The sequence below is a fragment of the Marinobacter iranensis genome (genome assembly GCF_029207565.1).
Lineage (GTDB): Bacteria > Pseudomonadota > Gammaproteobacteria > Pseudomonadales > Oleiphilaceae > Marinobacter > Marinobacter iranensis.
Genome location: NZ_JANCMW010000003.1, coordinates 198,995 through 214,106, shown reverse-complemented (window position 1 = coordinate 214,106; position 15,112 = coordinate 198,995). Strand labels below are relative to the sequence as shown.

17 protein-coding genes are annotated in these 15,112 nt (G+C 59.7%); 8 read left to right on the top strand and 9 right to left on the bottom strand.

Going from position 1 to position 15,112, the window contains the following annotated elements; genetic code table 11:
• Positions 1-83: 83 nt before the first annotated feature.
• Complete coding sequence (locus NLU14_RS07440) at positions 84-719, bottom strand: DUF3306 domain-containing protein (RefSeq protein WP_275705576.1); 636 nt, start codon at positions 717-719, stop codon at positions 84-86.
• On the bottom strand, positions 719-1,297 hold the full coding sequence (locus NLU14_RS07435) for a DUF3305 domain-containing protein (protein WP_275705574.1): 579 nt from the start codon (positions 1,295-1,297) through the stop codon (positions 719-721). The genes NLU14_RS07440 and NLU14_RS07435 overlap by 1 nt, the downstream gene beginning before the upstream one ends.
• Positions 1,298-1,445: 148 nt before the next feature.
• Here NLU14_RS07435 and NLU14_RS07430 point away from each other — a divergent pair, with 148 nt between their 5' ends.
• Genes NLU14_RS07430 through NLU14_RS07415 form a run of 4 tightly spaced genes read left to right on the top strand, consistent with a single transcriptional unit; the run spans position 1,446 to position 5,464 of the window.
• Complete coding sequence (locus NLU14_RS07430) at positions 1,446-3,425, top strand: 4Fe-4S binding protein (protein WP_275705573.1); 1,980 nt, start codon at positions 1,446-1,448, stop codon at positions 3,423-3,425.
• A gap of 19 nt (positions 3,426-3,444) precedes the next feature.
• Complete coding sequence (locus tag NLU14_RS07425) at positions 3,445-4,290, top strand: Mrp/NBP35 family ATP-binding protein (protein ID WP_275705572.1); 846 nt, start codon at positions 3,445-3,447, stop codon at positions 4,288-4,290.
• Positions 4,287-4,991, top strand: a complete 705-nt coding sequence (locus NLU14_RS07420) for a biotin/lipoate--protein ligase family protein (protein ID WP_275705571.1) — start codon at positions 4,287-4,289, stop codon at positions 4,989-4,991. Before NLU14_RS07425 ends, NLU14_RS07420 begins: the two co-directional genes overlap by 4 nt.
• On the top strand, positions 4,988-5,464 hold the full coding sequence (locus tag NLU14_RS07415) for a DUF6505 family protein (RefSeq protein ID WP_275705570.1): 477 nt from the start codon (positions 4,988-4,990) through the stop codon (positions 5,462-5,464). Before NLU14_RS07420 ends, NLU14_RS07415 begins: the two co-directional genes overlap by 4 nt.
• On the opposite strand, the gene NLU14_RS07410 is transcribed toward NLU14_RS07415, so the two are convergent.
• The 7 genes from NLU14_RS07410 to NLU14_RS07380 all read right to left on the bottom strand — a co-directional run bounded on the left by NLU14_RS07410 (position 5,465) and on the right by NLU14_RS07380 (position 11,036).
• Positions 5,465-6,727, bottom strand: a complete 1,263-nt coding sequence (locus NLU14_RS07410) for a molybdopterin-binding protein (protein WP_275705569.1) — start codon at positions 6,725-6,727, stop codon at positions 5,465-5,467. It abuts the gene before it with no gap.
• Positions 6,724-7,215, bottom strand: a complete 492-nt coding sequence (gene mobB, locus NLU14_RS07405) for a molybdopterin-guanine dinucleotide biosynthesis protein B (RefSeq protein WP_275705568.1) — start codon at positions 7,213-7,215, stop codon at positions 6,724-6,726. The genes NLU14_RS07410 and mobB overlap by 4 nt, the downstream gene beginning before the upstream one ends.
• Positions 7,212-7,799, bottom strand: a complete 588-nt coding sequence (mobA, locus tag NLU14_RS07400) for a molybdenum cofactor guanylyltransferase MobA (protein WP_275705566.1) — start codon at positions 7,797-7,799, stop codon at positions 7,212-7,214. The genes mobB and mobA overlap by 4 nt, the downstream gene beginning before the upstream one ends.
• Positions 7,800-7,811: 12 nt before the next feature.
• The gene (locus tag NLU14_RS07395; RefSeq protein ID WP_275705565.1) at positions 7,812-8,681 is read right to left on the bottom strand and encodes a formate dehydrogenase accessory sulfurtransferase FdhD; all 870 of its coding nucleotides are present in this window, start codon (positions 8,679-8,681) and stop codon (positions 7,812-7,814) included.
• 65 nt (positions 8,682-8,746) lie between these two features.
• Entirely contained in the window at positions 8,747-9,553 is an 807-nt protein-coding gene (locus NLU14_RS07390; protein WP_275705564.1) for an ABC transporter substrate-binding protein, read from the bottom strand.
• A gap of 44 nt (positions 9,554-9,597) precedes the next feature.
• The gene (locus tag NLU14_RS07385) at positions 9,598-10,341 is read right to left on the bottom strand and encodes an ATP-binding cassette domain-containing protein (RefSeq protein ID WP_275705563.1); all 744 of its coding nucleotides are present in this window, start codon (positions 10,339-10,341) and stop codon (positions 9,598-9,600) included.
• Entirely contained in the window at positions 10,338-11,036 is a 699-nt protein-coding gene (locus tag NLU14_RS07380; RefSeq protein ID WP_275705562.1) for an ABC transporter permease, read from the bottom strand. The genes NLU14_RS07385 and NLU14_RS07380 overlap by 4 nt, the downstream gene beginning before the upstream one ends.
• Before the next feature lie 117 nt (positions 11,037-11,153).
• Between NLU14_RS07380 and NLU14_RS07375 the strand changes: the two genes are divergently transcribed.
• The 4 genes from NLU14_RS07375 (at position 11,154) to NLU14_RS07360 (ending at position 15,072) form a co-directional block, all read left to right on the top strand.
• Entirely contained in the window at positions 11,154-12,038 is an 885-nt protein-coding gene (locus NLU14_RS07375; RefSeq protein WP_275705561.1) for a helix-turn-helix transcriptional regulator, read from the top strand.
• Positions 12,039-12,091: 53 nt separating this feature from the next.
• Positions 12,092-13,237, top strand: a complete 1,146-nt coding sequence (locus NLU14_RS07370) for a putative sulfate/molybdate transporter (protein WP_275705560.1) — start codon at positions 12,092-12,094, stop codon at positions 13,235-13,237.
• Positions 13,238-13,424: 187 nt separating this feature from the next.
• Complete coding sequence (locus NLU14_RS07365) at positions 13,425-14,810, top strand: type II toxin-antitoxin system HipA family toxin (RefSeq protein ID WP_275705559.1); 1,386 nt, start codon at positions 13,425-13,427, stop codon at positions 14,808-14,810.
• Complete coding sequence (locus NLU14_RS07360; protein WP_275705558.1) at positions 14,794-15,072, top strand: helix-turn-helix domain-containing protein; 279 nt, start codon at positions 14,794-14,796, stop codon at positions 15,070-15,072. Before NLU14_RS07365 ends, NLU14_RS07360 begins: the two co-directional genes overlap by 17 nt.
• Positions 15,073-15,112: the final 40 nt, after the last annotated feature.

Here is a 15,112-nt window from a genome sequence, read left to right as displayed (position 1 = left end):
ATTTTATTGTTGTGTAATTTTTAAGCACCGATCTACTGTTTATAGCTCCGATTTGTGTCGGGCGCAACTACGGTTCCAAACGCTCACGAACCATCAAAACGCATTCGCGGTCGGTAGCGCGGTGCCGGTTCCTCCTCGGTTTCGGTAACCACAGGTTTCGTATGGCGAGCTGTATCTGGTGGGGCGTCAGCGATGTCGGGCTCGGATTTTGCGACGGCTTCACGGGGCTCCGGGAGATCCGGAAGCGCGGTCGTTGTCGGGTCGTCAGCCGGCTGCGTGGTGGGTTCCCCGGCCTTGTTGTCCATCGGTTCATCAATCTTTTTAGTGCGATCGATCATGCCCTGCCCCACCTTGTACAGGGTCTTTACAGCCCCTGTTGCATTAGCCGCGTCGGTGAAATCTTCATCGTAGTCATTGAGCCCGTCCAGCACGGCCAGTACGGGGTTGGATTTCCAAAGCGAGCGCAGGGCCTTGCGGCGCAACAGCTCGGGGATTTCTTTTCGCATGAACCCGGTAATGTCGGTGCCCAGTTCGATGGCATCGGGATCGGGCAAACCGTACTTCTCCAATACGTCGTGCTCGGGCAAAGCTTCATTGATAGCGAGTTCCTGCTCTTCCTGTGAAGGCTCGGAATCGATCGACGGGGGAGGGGCCGGCTCGGTCTTTTTGCTGGTTTCTGTTTTCTTGCGCGACCAACGCTGCAGACGTGACTCGGCCATTACTGAATTCTCGGTTTTTTCATGTTGGCGGGGGCGCGATAGACGTCACTCTCCTGACGGATACGCGGGTCGCCTTTGGCGTCTTCGATACCATCCACACGGATCTCGTCACGCCGCCGCTTCTTGAAGGGCTCTTCGATATAGTGCATATCGACAAACTCTTTGATCCAGGCCGCCAGGGACTCAGGAATCGGCACGGGCTCGACGATACTCTCGCCACTGTCCAGAGCGTCCAGCGCCTCGTGGGCACTGGCGGTAACGCTGCTGACAACCCACCCGGATGGCGACTGACTTTCCACATCCCTGTCCAGTACGATCCAGACGGAGGGAACGGTCATATTCAGGGACACGAGGTAACCTTCAACATCGGCGCGAAACAATGCCATGGTCACCGTGCCTGCGTGGTAATCGACCACCTCGCCGTCGCGGACCAGTTCTTTCCAGAAGGCTTCCGGCGCCCCCGGTATCACAGCGACCGGCTTCCAGATGTCTTTCGCCCAGCGGGTTACGCCTGGTGACCGGCGAACGACGGCACCGACTTGTAATTCGCGTTTCCAATGCTCTGTACGACTGCTCATGGCTGTTCTCTTTTGTTGTCTCTTCAAGCTAGCAGGGCACAAAAAAATATCCAGTTATCCGATTGTTCAAAAACAAACGGCTGTGGCATGCTCGAAGAGCTATATTGATAGGTATACGTATAACAACAACGAGAAGAGTAAAATCCTGATGACGGCACCCAAGACCTTACTGCTATGCAGCTGCGATAGAACACAGTCCTTTGATCCCGAGGCGCTGCGGAAGGCCGCGGGAGCTGAGCAGGTTATTGCGGTGGATCAGCTGTGCGGCTCCGATATGAAGACTGCCGCTGAGCATATGGGGGGCAGTGCCGAACTACTCCTTGCCTGTGGCCAACAAGCCGCTTTGTTCGAGCGTCTGGGTGAGGACGTATACGCTGAGATTGAGCACTCTGCGCCGTTCAGTACCATCGATATCCGGGATCGCGCCGGCTGGAGTGCCCCCAGCGCCAAGCCCGAGCGTCTGGCTGCCAAGCAAGCGGCGCTGATCGCCGCGGCCCAGTTGCCCGCCCCTATTGCGCCGGCCAAAACCATTCAGTCCAGCGGTGTGTGTTGCATCGTCGGCCCCACCGAGCCGGCCATCAGGATGGCGGAGCTGGTGCAGGACGAACTGGGCGTCACCTGTATCGTTAGTGATGCAGGCCCGATACAGCTACCCTCCGCCGCCTACGACGTGGCCAAAGGTCAATTGACGGCAGCCCATGGCGCGCTGGGCAATTTCAGGATGGAGTTTGCCCAGTTGCAAACCCTGAATCCCGCCGGCCGTGGCGCGCTGGGTTATGGCGAGGTGCAAGCCACCGCCCACAGCGAGTGCGATGTGTTGATCGACCTGCGTGGCGGCGCGCCAGCCTTTCCCAGTCATCAGAAGCGCAACGGTTATTTCTGGGCTGACCCGGCCAAAACCGGGGAATTGGAGCGTATTGCCCTGACGGCCCGGGAACGGGTTGGTGAATTCGAGAAAACCGTGTATTTCAGGTTGGAAGAATCACTGTGTGCGCATTCCCGTGCCAACCAGCCTGGTTGTACCCGCTGTCTGGATGTCTGCCCCACCGAAGCCATTTTTTCCGCCGGGGACCACATCCAGATCGATTCCGATATCTGCGCTGGCTGCGGGTCCTGTGCGGCGGTCTGTCCCACTTCTGCGGTGACCATGAATGAAACCCCGTTCGAGGCGCTGGTCAAAGCCATGGATGTCATGGCGCGGGTTTATCGCGAGCATGCCAACGAGTCCCCACGTCTTGTTTTCCATACCTTGAAAGCGGGCGGCGATGCCATCGCCTACCTGGCCCGATATGACGATGGGCTGGCGGACGATCTGATCCCGCTGGGGTTGGAGCATGTGGACCGGATTGGCCATGCCGAGATCATGGCGGCATTCGGGGCCGGCTACGCCGAAGTTCTGATCCTGGCGGACAACGAGATTGACCGCCGGGCGGTGACTGCGGAGGTTGAGTTGGCCCAGGCCATGCTCAAAGGCACCCATAATGCGCCGAGCCGGGTGCGGGTGATTGCGGCCGCCGAACTTTGTGCCGCCGGCGACAACGCCGGGCGGGTGAGTGAACCGGTGCTGCTGGTCGGCGGCCGGCGCGATATCACACGGGTCACCGCCAGTGCGATGGCCGAAAAGATTGAGGCGCCGATTCCCCTGCCGGCGGGCGCGCCCTATGGCGCTATCGAGATCGATTCCGATAAATGCACACTCTGCCTGGCCTGTGTGTCACTGTGCCCTACCGGCGCCCTGGGCGATCATCCGGACCGACCGGAGGTTCAGTTCACGGAAAACGCCTGTGTTCAATGCGGTGTTTGTGAAAGTACCTGCCCCGAGACGGCTATCATTCTGAAGCCGCAACTGGATCTGTCCAAGGGTGCCCTGAGTGCGCGGGCATTGCACGGCGAGGAGCCTTTCGAATGCGTCAAATGTGGAAAGCCCTTTGGTGTTGCCAGCACCATCAACCGGATCGTTGAAAAACTGGAAAACCAGCACTGGATGTACAAGAACGCTGATAACGTCCAGCTCATAAAAATGTGTGATGACTGTCGGGTCAAATCCCAGTTCCACGGGGAAAACGCGCCCATGGCGGGGGGAGAACGGCCCCGGGTTCGCACCCGTGACGACTACCTGGACAGCTAAAATAAAAACAGGACACAACATGGTTGAATACACCGAAGTAGGAAAACCGAACCTGATTGGTACCGATGCCCCGCGGCCGCAGGACAAAAACCCGAAAGGCGTTGACCGCATCATCGCCATTGCCTCGGGTAAGGGTGGTGTTGGCAAGTCGACAGTGGCCTCCAACCTGGCGGTTGCGCTGGCCTCGAAAGGGCTGAAGGTGGGCCTGTTGGACGCTGACGTCTACGGCCCCAGTCAGCCCCGCATGATGGGTGTTTCCGGTCGGCCGTCCAGCCCCGACGGGCTTACCATCCTGCCCCTGCGCAATCACGGCGTAACCCTGATGTCCCTCGGACTGATGTCCCCGGAGGACGAAGCCATCGTCTGGCGTGGGCCCATGCTGATGGGTGCGTTGCAACAGATGATGAACCAGGTGGACTGGGGCAGGCTGGATGTCTTGCTGGTGGATCTTCCCCCGGGCACCGGTGATGTCCAGATGACCCTGAGCCAGAAATTCTTTGTGGCCGGTGCGGTTGTGGTCTCGACACCCCAGGACATTGCCCTGATGGACGCACGCAAAGGCATTGATATGTTCAACCGGATGGACGTGCCTCTCTTCGGTTTGATTGAAAACATGGCCTCTTTTATCTGCGATGGGTGCGGTAAAGAGCACCATCCCTTTGGGCACGGTGGCGCCCGCGCGGAGGCGGAAAAGCTGGGTGCGCCCTTCCTGGGTGAGATCCCGCTGGATCTGGATATCCGTGTCGGTTCCGATGGCGGCGTCCCGATTGTGGTGTCAAAGCCGGATAGCCCGCAGTCGCGGGCCTTCCAGCGCATCGCCGATGAACTGATCGCCTCGGAAGTCTACGCCGAGGCCATCCGATGAGTGAGTCACCGAAGTTCCCGCCGCTGTTCTCGGGCGAAGTGGTGCCCAGACACACTGATCCCTTTGACAAGGCCGTCAGCCGCGCCATTGCAGGGGTTGATTCAGGCACGATTTTTTACTCAGAGGCGGTGGACACGTTACGCGCGGCCCTGGTGCTGGCGCCGGAAACGCCCCTGGAGGAGGCCATTCAGGCGGTCTATGTGGCCCAGATAGGCCTGGCGGAGAGCCTGGGTGCGCTGGCCCCACCCGAAGTGCCGGTGCATTTTCAATGGCCTGATCGTATCAAGGTCAATGGCGCGGTCTGCGGCAGCGTTCGCTTTGCCGCGGATGTGTCAGACGCCAATGCTCATCCAAATTGGCTGGTGATCGGTATCGAGGTGCCGTTTCTGCCGGTGGGCGGCGAGCCGGGCGACAGCCCGAATCAGACCTGCCTGCATGAGGAAGGCTGCGTTAATATCACTCCCATGGCGCTCCTGGAAAGTTGGTCCAGGCATACGTTGCTGTGGCTGAACTACTTCCTGGACAGCGGCTTTGAGCGCGTACACAACGAATGGCGGCCACGGTGTGACACTCTGGGTAAAATGATTGACCTGCCAAAGTCCGGGCTCTTTGTGGGGCTGGATGAGAAAGGCCGGATGTTGTTGCGTCAGGACGTCATGACCGAGACCGTAAGTTTGATCGAATTCGCGGAGCATGTATGAAACTGGCCCGAACCCTGCGACTGGATATATCCGATGACAATGTGTTTGACGTGCCGGCCCCAAGCGGAGAATGGGCGATATCGGGCGGATTCGAGTTTTCCAACTGGACCGAAGCGGATCTGAAAGGCAAGGCCCGCCAGGCCTTCAGCAACGGTTGGTACAGCATAGAGTCCGGCGGCCGTGCCAGTTTTGTTGGCGTGTGCGATATCACCGAGGCCGAACTGGAGCAGTTACGCAAGACCCTGGCGCAGACCTTCGTAAACCGTTATGGCGCGCCGGATGTCGATACGGCCTATCCCGTTGCCTGTGAAGAAATCGACCAGATGCGCAGCATGTGTGAGGACTTCGAGGACAACACGCTTTTGATGGTCAGCCGCACGCTGACCGGGTTGGGTGTTGAGGAAACCTACCGCTCCCGGGAGCCGCAGGAGGCCTCTCTGGAGGCGTTTGCCGTTCACGGCAGTGTCGATTGATTACAGCCCGAAGCTGCCATAGGGAATAAAGCGCACAGGGGTTCCCGGCTCTATCTGCCGGGCGCTCTCATCCAGTTCCACCAAACCCTCGGACCAGGCCAGGCCGGTCACCCGGCCCGATCCCTCGGAGCCGAAGACCTCAACCTGTCCGTCACGAACCCGGGCCCGCAACATCTCGCTGCGCCCCGGTTTCTTGTTCTTGGTAAAATTGGCGGGCATGACATAGGCCTGGGGTTCGAACCATTCTCCACCCGCCAGCAGCGCCATCGCCGGCGCGCCAAAGCGCAGTGCACAGACCCAGGCCGCCACCGGATTTCCCGGCAAACCCACCACGGGCGTTCCCTGAAACATGGCCAGTGCCAGGGGCCGGCCAGGTTTGATGGCGATACGCCAATTGCTGATGTCACCGTGAGCTTTCAGCGTTTTCGATACATGGTCCTCATCGCCGGCGGACACGCCACCGCTGGTCAGGATCAGGTCGCATTGCTCTGAGCCTTGCTCCAATGCCGCTTTGACGTCTTCGGCCCGGTCGAGCACATGGCCCAGGTCCACCAACTCATAGCCGAGCTGCGCCACCAGGGCGCTGAGCATCGGGCGGTTGGCGTCGTAAATCTGCCAGTCGGTGACCGCTGATCCGACAGGCTTCACTTCATCGCCCGTGGACAGAACGCCGACGCGCAGGCGCTGATAGACATCGACCGATTCGACACCCACACTGGCCAGAACTGAAATCTGGGTCGGTGTCAGGCGGGTGGCCACCGTGAGGATCCGGTCCTGTGCCTTGATGTCCTCACCGGCTTTGCGCGCATTGGCGCCCGCTTTTAATGTGCCGTTCAAATGCAGGTGACCGTCCCTGACCTCGCAGTCCTCTTCCAACACCACCGTATCCGTGCCGGCCGGAATCACGGCGCCGGTCAGAATCCGGATGGCGTGGCCCTCAGGTACCTGCTCCAGATACGGCTCCCCGGCGGCGCTGCGGCCATCCACCAGGGGCAGGGTGCAGGGCACGTCTGTCAGAGGCCCGGCAAAGGCATATCCATCGACCGCGGAATTGTTGCTTGGGGGGTGAGCGCGAGGTGCATGGACATCGCTCGCCAGGATCCGGCCGTTGACCTGTGACAGGGGAACCGAGCGCTCCACGCCCACTACCGGATGCAGGCGCGAGCGCAGCCGCTCCAGCGCCTCTTCCACCGGCGTCCAGTTCACGCCCGGGGGCAGGGCGAAACAATCGTTACGAAGCGGAGTCGTTGTTTTCCCGTTCATGATTTTCCTGGGCTCAGAATAAAGTCAGCGATTGCGGTTACATTGTTCACATCGAAAACCGGGCCCGGGAAATCCGCCGCATAGTCCGCCACTACTGCAATGATGCTGGCGTCTTCCGGGTACAGGGGCGCACTTGAACACTCCCGACGGTGCACTTCAATCTTGGGATGTGCGTGGGTTTTGAAGCCCTCGACCACAACCCAGTCACAGGGCGCCAACCGGCCCAGCAATTCATCCAGCGTCGGCTCTTCGGCTCCACGCAGCTCGTGCATGATGGCGAAGCGCTGCCCACCGGCAAGGATAACCTCACGAGCCCCGGCATCGCGGTGTTTGTAACTATCGGTGCCAGGCTGGTCGACATCCACCCCATGATGGGCATGCTTGATCGAGTTAACCGTTAGCCCCCTGCTGGACAGCTCGCGAATCAAAGCGGCTGCCAGCGTGGTTTTTCCGGTGTTTTTCCAGCCTACGATGCCTATAACGTTCACTTCAGATGCTGCTCCGCCCAGGCCAGATCTTCCGGCGTATTTATGTTGAAAAAGTCGCCCTCATCAAAAACCACCAGCGTTTCACCCTGGGCTTGTGTCCACTGGCGAATCTTGCGTACGCCGTCGTTCAGGGCGGCTCGCAGATCATGCCGCAACGCCACCTGCCAGCGGCCAAAGGTTGGTTGGGGCAGGCGGCCGCGTTCGGGATCCGGCGTGGCTGCCAGCACCACCGGGGTGTCATGTCCGGCCAGTCTTGCAGCCAGATCCCGGGGGAATGACGGGGTGTCGGCAGCGACGCTGATCAGCCAATCATGCCCTTGTTCGGCAGCCCAATCCATACCCGCCAGAACGCCTGCCAGCGGGCCCGGGAAATCGCCAATCGAGTCGGCCACCACGGGCAAACCCAGATCATCAAACCGGCTCAGGTCTCCGTTGGCGTTCAACACCACGGCGTCGACCTGTGGCGTGATCCGGTCGATGACCCGCTGGATCAGTGACTGATCACCCAGCATCAATCGCCCCTTGTCACCGCCGCCCATCCGGTTGGCCTGGCCGCCTGCCAGAATGACTGCGCATTGAGTCATACTCCGCCTCCGTCAGTCATGCTCCGCCCCTTTCCGACGCATTTTCTTTTCTTCATCGGGCACCTGCGACAGGTCCTGATCGAACACCAGGCGGTGCTGGCCACTGAGGCAGGTGAATTTCTTGCCTCGCATTCGTCCGATCAGCGTCAGTCCGACCTGCCGGGCGATATCGACGCCCCAGGCCGTGAACCCCGACCGGCTGATGAGGGTCGGGATGCCCATCAGGGACGTCTTGATCACCATTTCGGAAGTCAGTCGCCCCGTGGTGTAGAGGACTTTATCGGCCGCAGTGATTCCGTTTAGGTGCATCCAGCCTGCGATCTTGTCGACCGCGTTGTGGCGACCGACATCCTCCATGTAGGCCAGGATTTCGCGGCCCTGGCACAGGGCAGTGCCGTGAATGGCGCCGGTTTCCATGTACAGGCTGGGGGTGTGGTTGATCTGGAAGGAGAGACCGTAAAAGGTGCTGGTGTGCACCGGTGTGTCCGGTAGCGACAGCCCTTCAAGCCCCGCCATCATGTCACCAAACACCGTACCCACAGCGCAGCCGGAGGTCCGGGTTTTCTTTTCCAGCTTGTCTTCCACGTCCGTGACACCAGCGGTTCGGACCACAGCGACTTCCAGTTCTTCGTCGTAATCGATTTTGGTGATCTGGTCCGTCTCTTTCAGCATACCCTGGTTCAGCAGGAAACCGAGGGCCAGGTATTCCGGGTGGTCGCCTATGGTCATGGCGGTGACGATTTCCTGGCTGTTCAGGTAGATGATCAGCGGGCGCTCTTCGATCACGTTGATCGATTTGGGCTGGCCGGTTTCATCAACGCCCTCCACTGCGCGGGATAGTCGAGGGTTTTTGGGGTCGGGAAGTATGGGATCAATCGTCATTTTTGTTATAGCCGTTTGAGGGACGCCGCAGAATGGAATATTTACGGAGATTGGCAGAGATTAGCCTATTTGGCATTCGGGAAAAACAGCTGTTGTCCGTCCACCCTGAAGTCGGCAATCGCTTGCTGGCCATCCTCGGAAATCAGCCAGTCATGCCACTGCCTGGCCAGCTTGTGTTTGAGGTGCGGATGCTTCTCTTCGGAAATCAGCAAGCTGCCGTACTGGTTGAACAGCACGTCGTCGCCTTCAAAAAGCAGCGTCAGGTTCTGAGGGTTGCCAAAGGCCACCCAGGTGGCACGATCCGACATCACGTACGCATCCATGGCGGCGGCGGTGTTGAGCGTTGGCCCCATGCCGCTGCCGAGCTCGCGGTACCAGTCGCCGTCGGGTTCGACGCCGGCGTATTCCCAGAGCCGCAACTCGGCGCGATTGGTGCCGCTGTCATCGCCGCGTGAGGTGAAGGGAGCCTCGGCATTGGCAATCGCCGCGAATGCTTCGGCGGCACTTTGCGCGTCACTGATATTGGCGGGATCGTCTGCAGGGCCAATCAACACGAAGTCGTTGTACATCACATCGGCCCGTTCGCTGGCGTAGCCGTTTTCGACAAAGCGCTGCTCGCCAGCGGTGTCGTGTACCAGAAGGCTGTCGGCATCACCGCGGCGGGCGATTTCAAACGCCTGCCCGGTGCCCACGGCCACCACCCGTACTTCGATGTTGGTGGCGTCTTCGAACTGCGGTAAAAGGGCGTCGAATAGCCCCGAGTTCTCGGTTGAGGTCGTTGAGGCCAGGGTGATGTAGTCGTCGGCGTAAGCGCTGAACGCCAGGCCCATGCTGGTTAAACCTGCGAGTGTGAGAGCTAAGGTTGTTTTCATCCTGTTGTTCTCCTGTTGTGGATTGAGCGCATCCAATGGACAAACTACTCGACCAGTTCTCCAGCAATAAACGCTTGTGCCTCTCGCGAGACGGGCGCGTTAAAAAAGGCTTCAGCGGGGGTGTGTTCGCGTACTTTGCCGCCAGAGAGAAACAGTACATCCCCTGCAAGGCGCCTGGCTTGGTGCAGGTCATGGGTGGTCATCACGATGCGCGTTCCCCGCTGATGAAACTCACGTACCGCGGCCTCTACGGCTTTGATCGCCGCCGGGTCGAGCGCGGAGGTGGGTTCATCCAGAAACAGCACCTGAGGAGAAAGCACCCAGGCGCGGGCCAGTGCCAGGCGCTGCTGTTCGCCGCCGGAGAGCACGCGCGCGGGCGTATCGGTACAGGCGGTGAGGCCAAAACGCTCAAGCGCATCAAAAGCGAGCTTCGCGCGTGCTTTGCGCGGGACGTTATTCACCGCCAACGCGTGAATGAGGTTGGCCACGGTCGATCGGCGCAAAAGCACAGGCTGCTGGAACACCATCGCCTGGCGGGGGCTCCCTTCACCTGACCATGCCACCCGTCCCTGAGTGGGCGAGAGCAAACCGTGAGCCAGCCGCAGAAGAAGACTCTTGCCTGCGCCATTGGGTCCCATCACCAGGGTGGGGCCCGCGCCCTCCAGAGTGAACGCGCATGGCCCCAGCAGCACCTTGTCCTGGTGGCTGAAGGCCACGCCTTCAAAGCGCAGCGCCGGAGGTAGGGAAAGAACAGACGAGGCGTGGAAAGGCGCGTTAAATGAGGTCATCCTACCCGCCTCCTTGTCAGCTCACCCAGCAGGTAGGCGCCGGCATTGATCAGCATGACCAACGTCAGCAGCACGATCCCCAGTCCCAGCGCCAGGGGCAGGTTGCCCTTGCCGGTTTCCAGCACGATGGCGGTGGTCATTACCCGTGTGACCCCATCAATGTTGCCACCGACCATCATCACCGCGCCCACCTCGGCGCTGGCGCGGCCAAACCCGGCGAGCAGAACGGTCAACAGCGCAAAGCGGGCATCCCACAACAGGGTGGGCATCATGCGTGAGCGTGACATGCCCAGAGACACAAACTGTTCGCGGTACTCACCCAGAAGTTCTTCCACCTTCTGGCGCGAGAGCGCGGCCAGAATAGGCAGCACCAGCACTACCTGCGCAATGACCATGGCACCGGGTGTAAACAGGAATCCCCACTCACCGAGTGGACCGGCGCGCGAGAGCAGAAGATAGACGATAAGCCCGGCCACCACCGGAGGCAGGCCCATCAGGGCATTGAGCGCAACGATCATGACGCCGCGCCCGGGAAAGCGCCATAGCGCCACCGCCGCACCGAGGGGAAACCCCAGCAAAGCTGCAATCAGCACCGCCAGAAGCGAAACCTGCAGCGAAAGCGCCACGATCTGAAATAGCGAAGCGTCGAAGTTCAACAATAGCGACAGCGCCACATAAAACGCATTATTTTCCACGGCTGCGACTCCTTTATATTGAGCATCGTGGCGTTTCTGACTACGCTTTGCACAGTCTGTTGAAAAATATGCAGCTAAAAACAGCCTTGTGCTTTTTCCAGGCAGCAGGAGAGACCGATGCCCCTTCCCGCTTACCTCACCACGGCCGAAGCCGCCGAGTATCTGCGCCTGAAAGAGCGGAAGGTCTACGACCTGGTCAGCCAGGGTGTGATTCCCTGTGTACGGGTGACAGGAAAACTTTTGTTTCCGCGTCAGCGTATAGATCTGTGGTTGATGAACCATCTGGAGGGCGACGATGCCGTCAGTTCTCCGATTCCGCCGGTGCTGGCGGGAAGCCAGGACCCGCTGTTGGAATGGGCCGTGAAGGAGAGCAGCGCGGAACTGGCTTTACTGTGTCAGGGAAGCGGGGATGGCGTACAACGATTAATTGCCGGGCGCGCGATGCTCGCGGGGATGCATATCTGGCATGGGGGAAGCCGGAATTACAATGACCCTGTCACATTGGGGCTGAGCGGCATGCGCGACCTGGTGCTGATTCGGTGGGCCAAACGCCAGCAGGGGCTTCTTCTGGCTGCCGATAACCCTCATCGACTTGTGCGACTGGAAGATATCGCCGGCCCCGGCATACGTCTCGCGCATCGCCAGCCCGATGCCGGCGTCAGCCATTTGTTGCAGGGCCTGCTTGCTCGCCACAGCATCGATGCCAGGCAACTTACCTGGGCTGCTCACCCGTCGCTTAGCGAAGACGATCTCGCTTTGGCCATTCGCCAGGGCGAAGCGGATGTCGGCGTGGGCATTGAAGCCGCGGCGCGGCGCCAGGGGCTGGCGTTTATTCCTTTGCAGCAGGAGCACTTTGATTTGGCCATGCGCCGGCGACATTACTTTGAGCCGGCCATGCAGCGCCTGCTGGCGTTTGCCGGTAGCGAGCGTTTTGTCCGGCGTGCCGAGGCGCTGGGTGGTTACGATATCAGTGAACTGGGACAGGTCGTGTATAACGCCTGAGCGGCACCCATAATAACGCCAACAAAAAATAGGCCAATGAACCAGGAGCCTGCATGCCCTCAACCCGAAAAGATCTAGTGAAGGAGGTCAGCGGGGCGCTGGGTGATATCGGTACCCTGCTGCCACTGAGTCTCGGGGCTATTGGCGTGGCAGGGCTGGCACCGGTACCCGTACTGCTGGGGTTCGCCGCGTTCTACATCGCGACAGGACTGTACTATCGCCTGCCGATACCTGTGCAACCCATGAAAGCGGTTGCTGCGTTATTGCTGACCACCGAGGTGACGTCCCAGAGCCTGGTCGCAAGTGGCGTGCTGATCGGAGCAATACTGTTGCTGCTGGGTGCAACAGGAGGGATTAACCATGCGGCACGTCTTGTGCCCGGCTCGGTATTGAGCGGCCTTCAACTGGGGCTGGGGTTGCTGTTGGCCAACATGAGCCTGGGGTTGATGGCCACGTCCGTGCCATTGGGTGTGATCACGTTGGCGGTGTTGGCCATCACCCTCAAGGTGTTGCCGAACTGGCCAGCGGCCCTGATAGGGCTTGGTGTGGCTTTAGCGATCGACGCGGTACTGGGGGCACCGGGGCGTACGCTTGTTTTAGTGGATTCCGCTGCATTCGCACTACCTCAGTTGCCAGCCATGGACGATTGGCAGCAGGCGATTTCCATGCTGGTGTTACCTCAACTGGCTCTTACGATAACCAATGCCATCGTACTGACCGCCTTGGTGGCTGGGGATTACTTCGGCGAGCAATCGCACCGTGTGTCGCCAGGCCGCCTGTCGGTGACGACGGGCCTGGCCAACCTGTTTCTGGTTCCGCTCGGCGCCTTGCCCATGTGTCACGGGGCCGGGGGAGTTGCCGCACACCACCGTTTCGGCGCGCGGAGCGGCGTGGCTCCCGTTTTGCTGGGAACAGGTTTGCTCATGGTCGCTTTCCTGCCAGGCGGCCTTTCATTTGTTGCAGCCATTCCGACGGCGGGTCTCGGGGCCTTGTTGCTGGTGGCTGCGGTCGAGCTTGCTCTGTCCAGGCGTCTCTGGACAGCCAAACCGTCCTGCTGGCCGGTTATCGCCATAACAGCACTGGTTACCGTCTGGGCTGACCCATTTTTCGGGCTTCTGGCCGGTGTGGCTTCGGAAACGGTTCGGGCGGCGTGGGTGCGTGGAAGCGGGGTGGAATCCGAAGATCCTAAGGACGTCTAGTAGGCGTTATTCCATTGAAAATAATGGCCCGCCCGTGAGCATTTGAATCTGAGACTTCTGCCTCCGGCTTGGTTCTATATATCATTATGGTGCACTTTTGGTGTCTTGGTTTGTCATTATATAGCAGTAAGCTGTTTTATAATGATGTTAATGGCTATTATAAAGTGCACTAAGCTGGTATTTAAGTATGACTATGCAGACCGAACAGAAGATCCTAACCGTACAGGTCTACTGGAACCACCAGTGGTATGACGCCGGCACCGTCCGGTTCCCGAATCCTAAAGCCGGCCTCACCGGTGACGTGACGTTCACCTACAGCGGCAAGTATGTGAATGCGGTCACCACGGCTAAGGAAGGCCTGTCATTCAAGGACGAGCGGGCCATCGGTCACAATGTCCCGGGACACCTGATGAAGGGGTACCGCCGGGAGCCGGTTGCCCCGGTACTCCGGGACATTATCCCCCAGGGTGCCGGGCGACGGTATCTGCTCCGGCATTGGGAGGTGACCGGGGACCCGGGCCCGTCCGTTGACTTCAAATTGCTCAGCGAGGGGTGCATCGCACCGATCGGCAACCTGCGTATCAAGGAGGCCGCGGAGGCTTTCGAGGCTCAGGTAGAAGACACCAAAGTGATCTCGTTCACTAAGGACGACATCAGCGATCGGGATGAATACCTGTTGGAGTACGCCAATCAGTTGGGTGTGGTCATCGGTGGTGCCACCGGCGCGGGCGGTGATGCTCCAAAGCTGTTGGTCGTCGAGGCCCGGGATGGAGGCTTTTACCTGGAGGGGACCCTCCCGGAGCCCGAAATCGCCAATCACTGGCTGGTGAAGTTTCCCCGGGGACGTATGACAGCAGAGGATCAGGACATCCTGCGGGCAGAAGGAACCTTCTACGAGGCCTTAGATCAGTTGGGCCAAAACACTATCCGGGGTGCCCATGTGGTGGAAGGTAAGGTCCCGGCATTGTGGCTGCCGCGATTTGATCGGGAGGTGGCTTCGGGCAGGGTTCAGCGGTACGGAGTTGAATCCATGTATAGCCTGAACCAGATGGTCGGAGATGGTGCCCGGATGGAGCACCCGGATGTCCTGACCCGACTTCGGGAAGCGATCACGCACCCTCCGGAGTTTGACGAAACTCTATGCGAGTACTTGGTGCGCGATGTCATCAACTACACCATCGGCAACAGTGACAACCACGGGCGCAACACCGCCCTGATCAAGCGCAACGGTCGAATCAGCCTGTCCCCGGCCTATGACCTGGCGCCCATGGTGTTGGACCGGGAGGCGATTGCCCGGACGACAGTCTGGACGCAGGAGTACCAGCACACAGTCTACGAGCCGAATTACGACAAGATCATCCGGGAGTATGCCGAGGATCCGGATATCACCCGGGCCCGGTTCATCGCTGAGCTGGAAAAGCTCTCGGCTCTGCGGAAGAAGGTGGTGGACCTTGGTGTACCCAGGCGGGTCCTGGAACATAAGAACATTGTTTTTGAGCGCCCGGAGAGGTTCCTGGAAACCCTGAAGAACCAAGTGGGAGGCGACGATGCCCAGAATGCCACCAAAGTTTGAAGATCATGAGCGCGAGGCGGCCCAGGCCGATCTGGAAAAGCGCATGAGGCAGGGTAAGGTCTCGGTGGGGGCCGCGGTGCGTGAGATCCGCCAGCGCTTTGTCGGTATTACGCTGGAAGATTATGCTCGGCTGTGTGGTCTGTCGAAGACCACCCTTATGAATATTGAGCGCGATGACCCGAGGGTCCTGCTCGAATCTGTCAAGAAGGCCGTAGAGCCACTGGGGTACCAGTTGTCTTTGGTGCCTACTGAGGATCTTTAGAGAAATGGTCTTGCCTGATATGGATGACATTGTTTCGAAC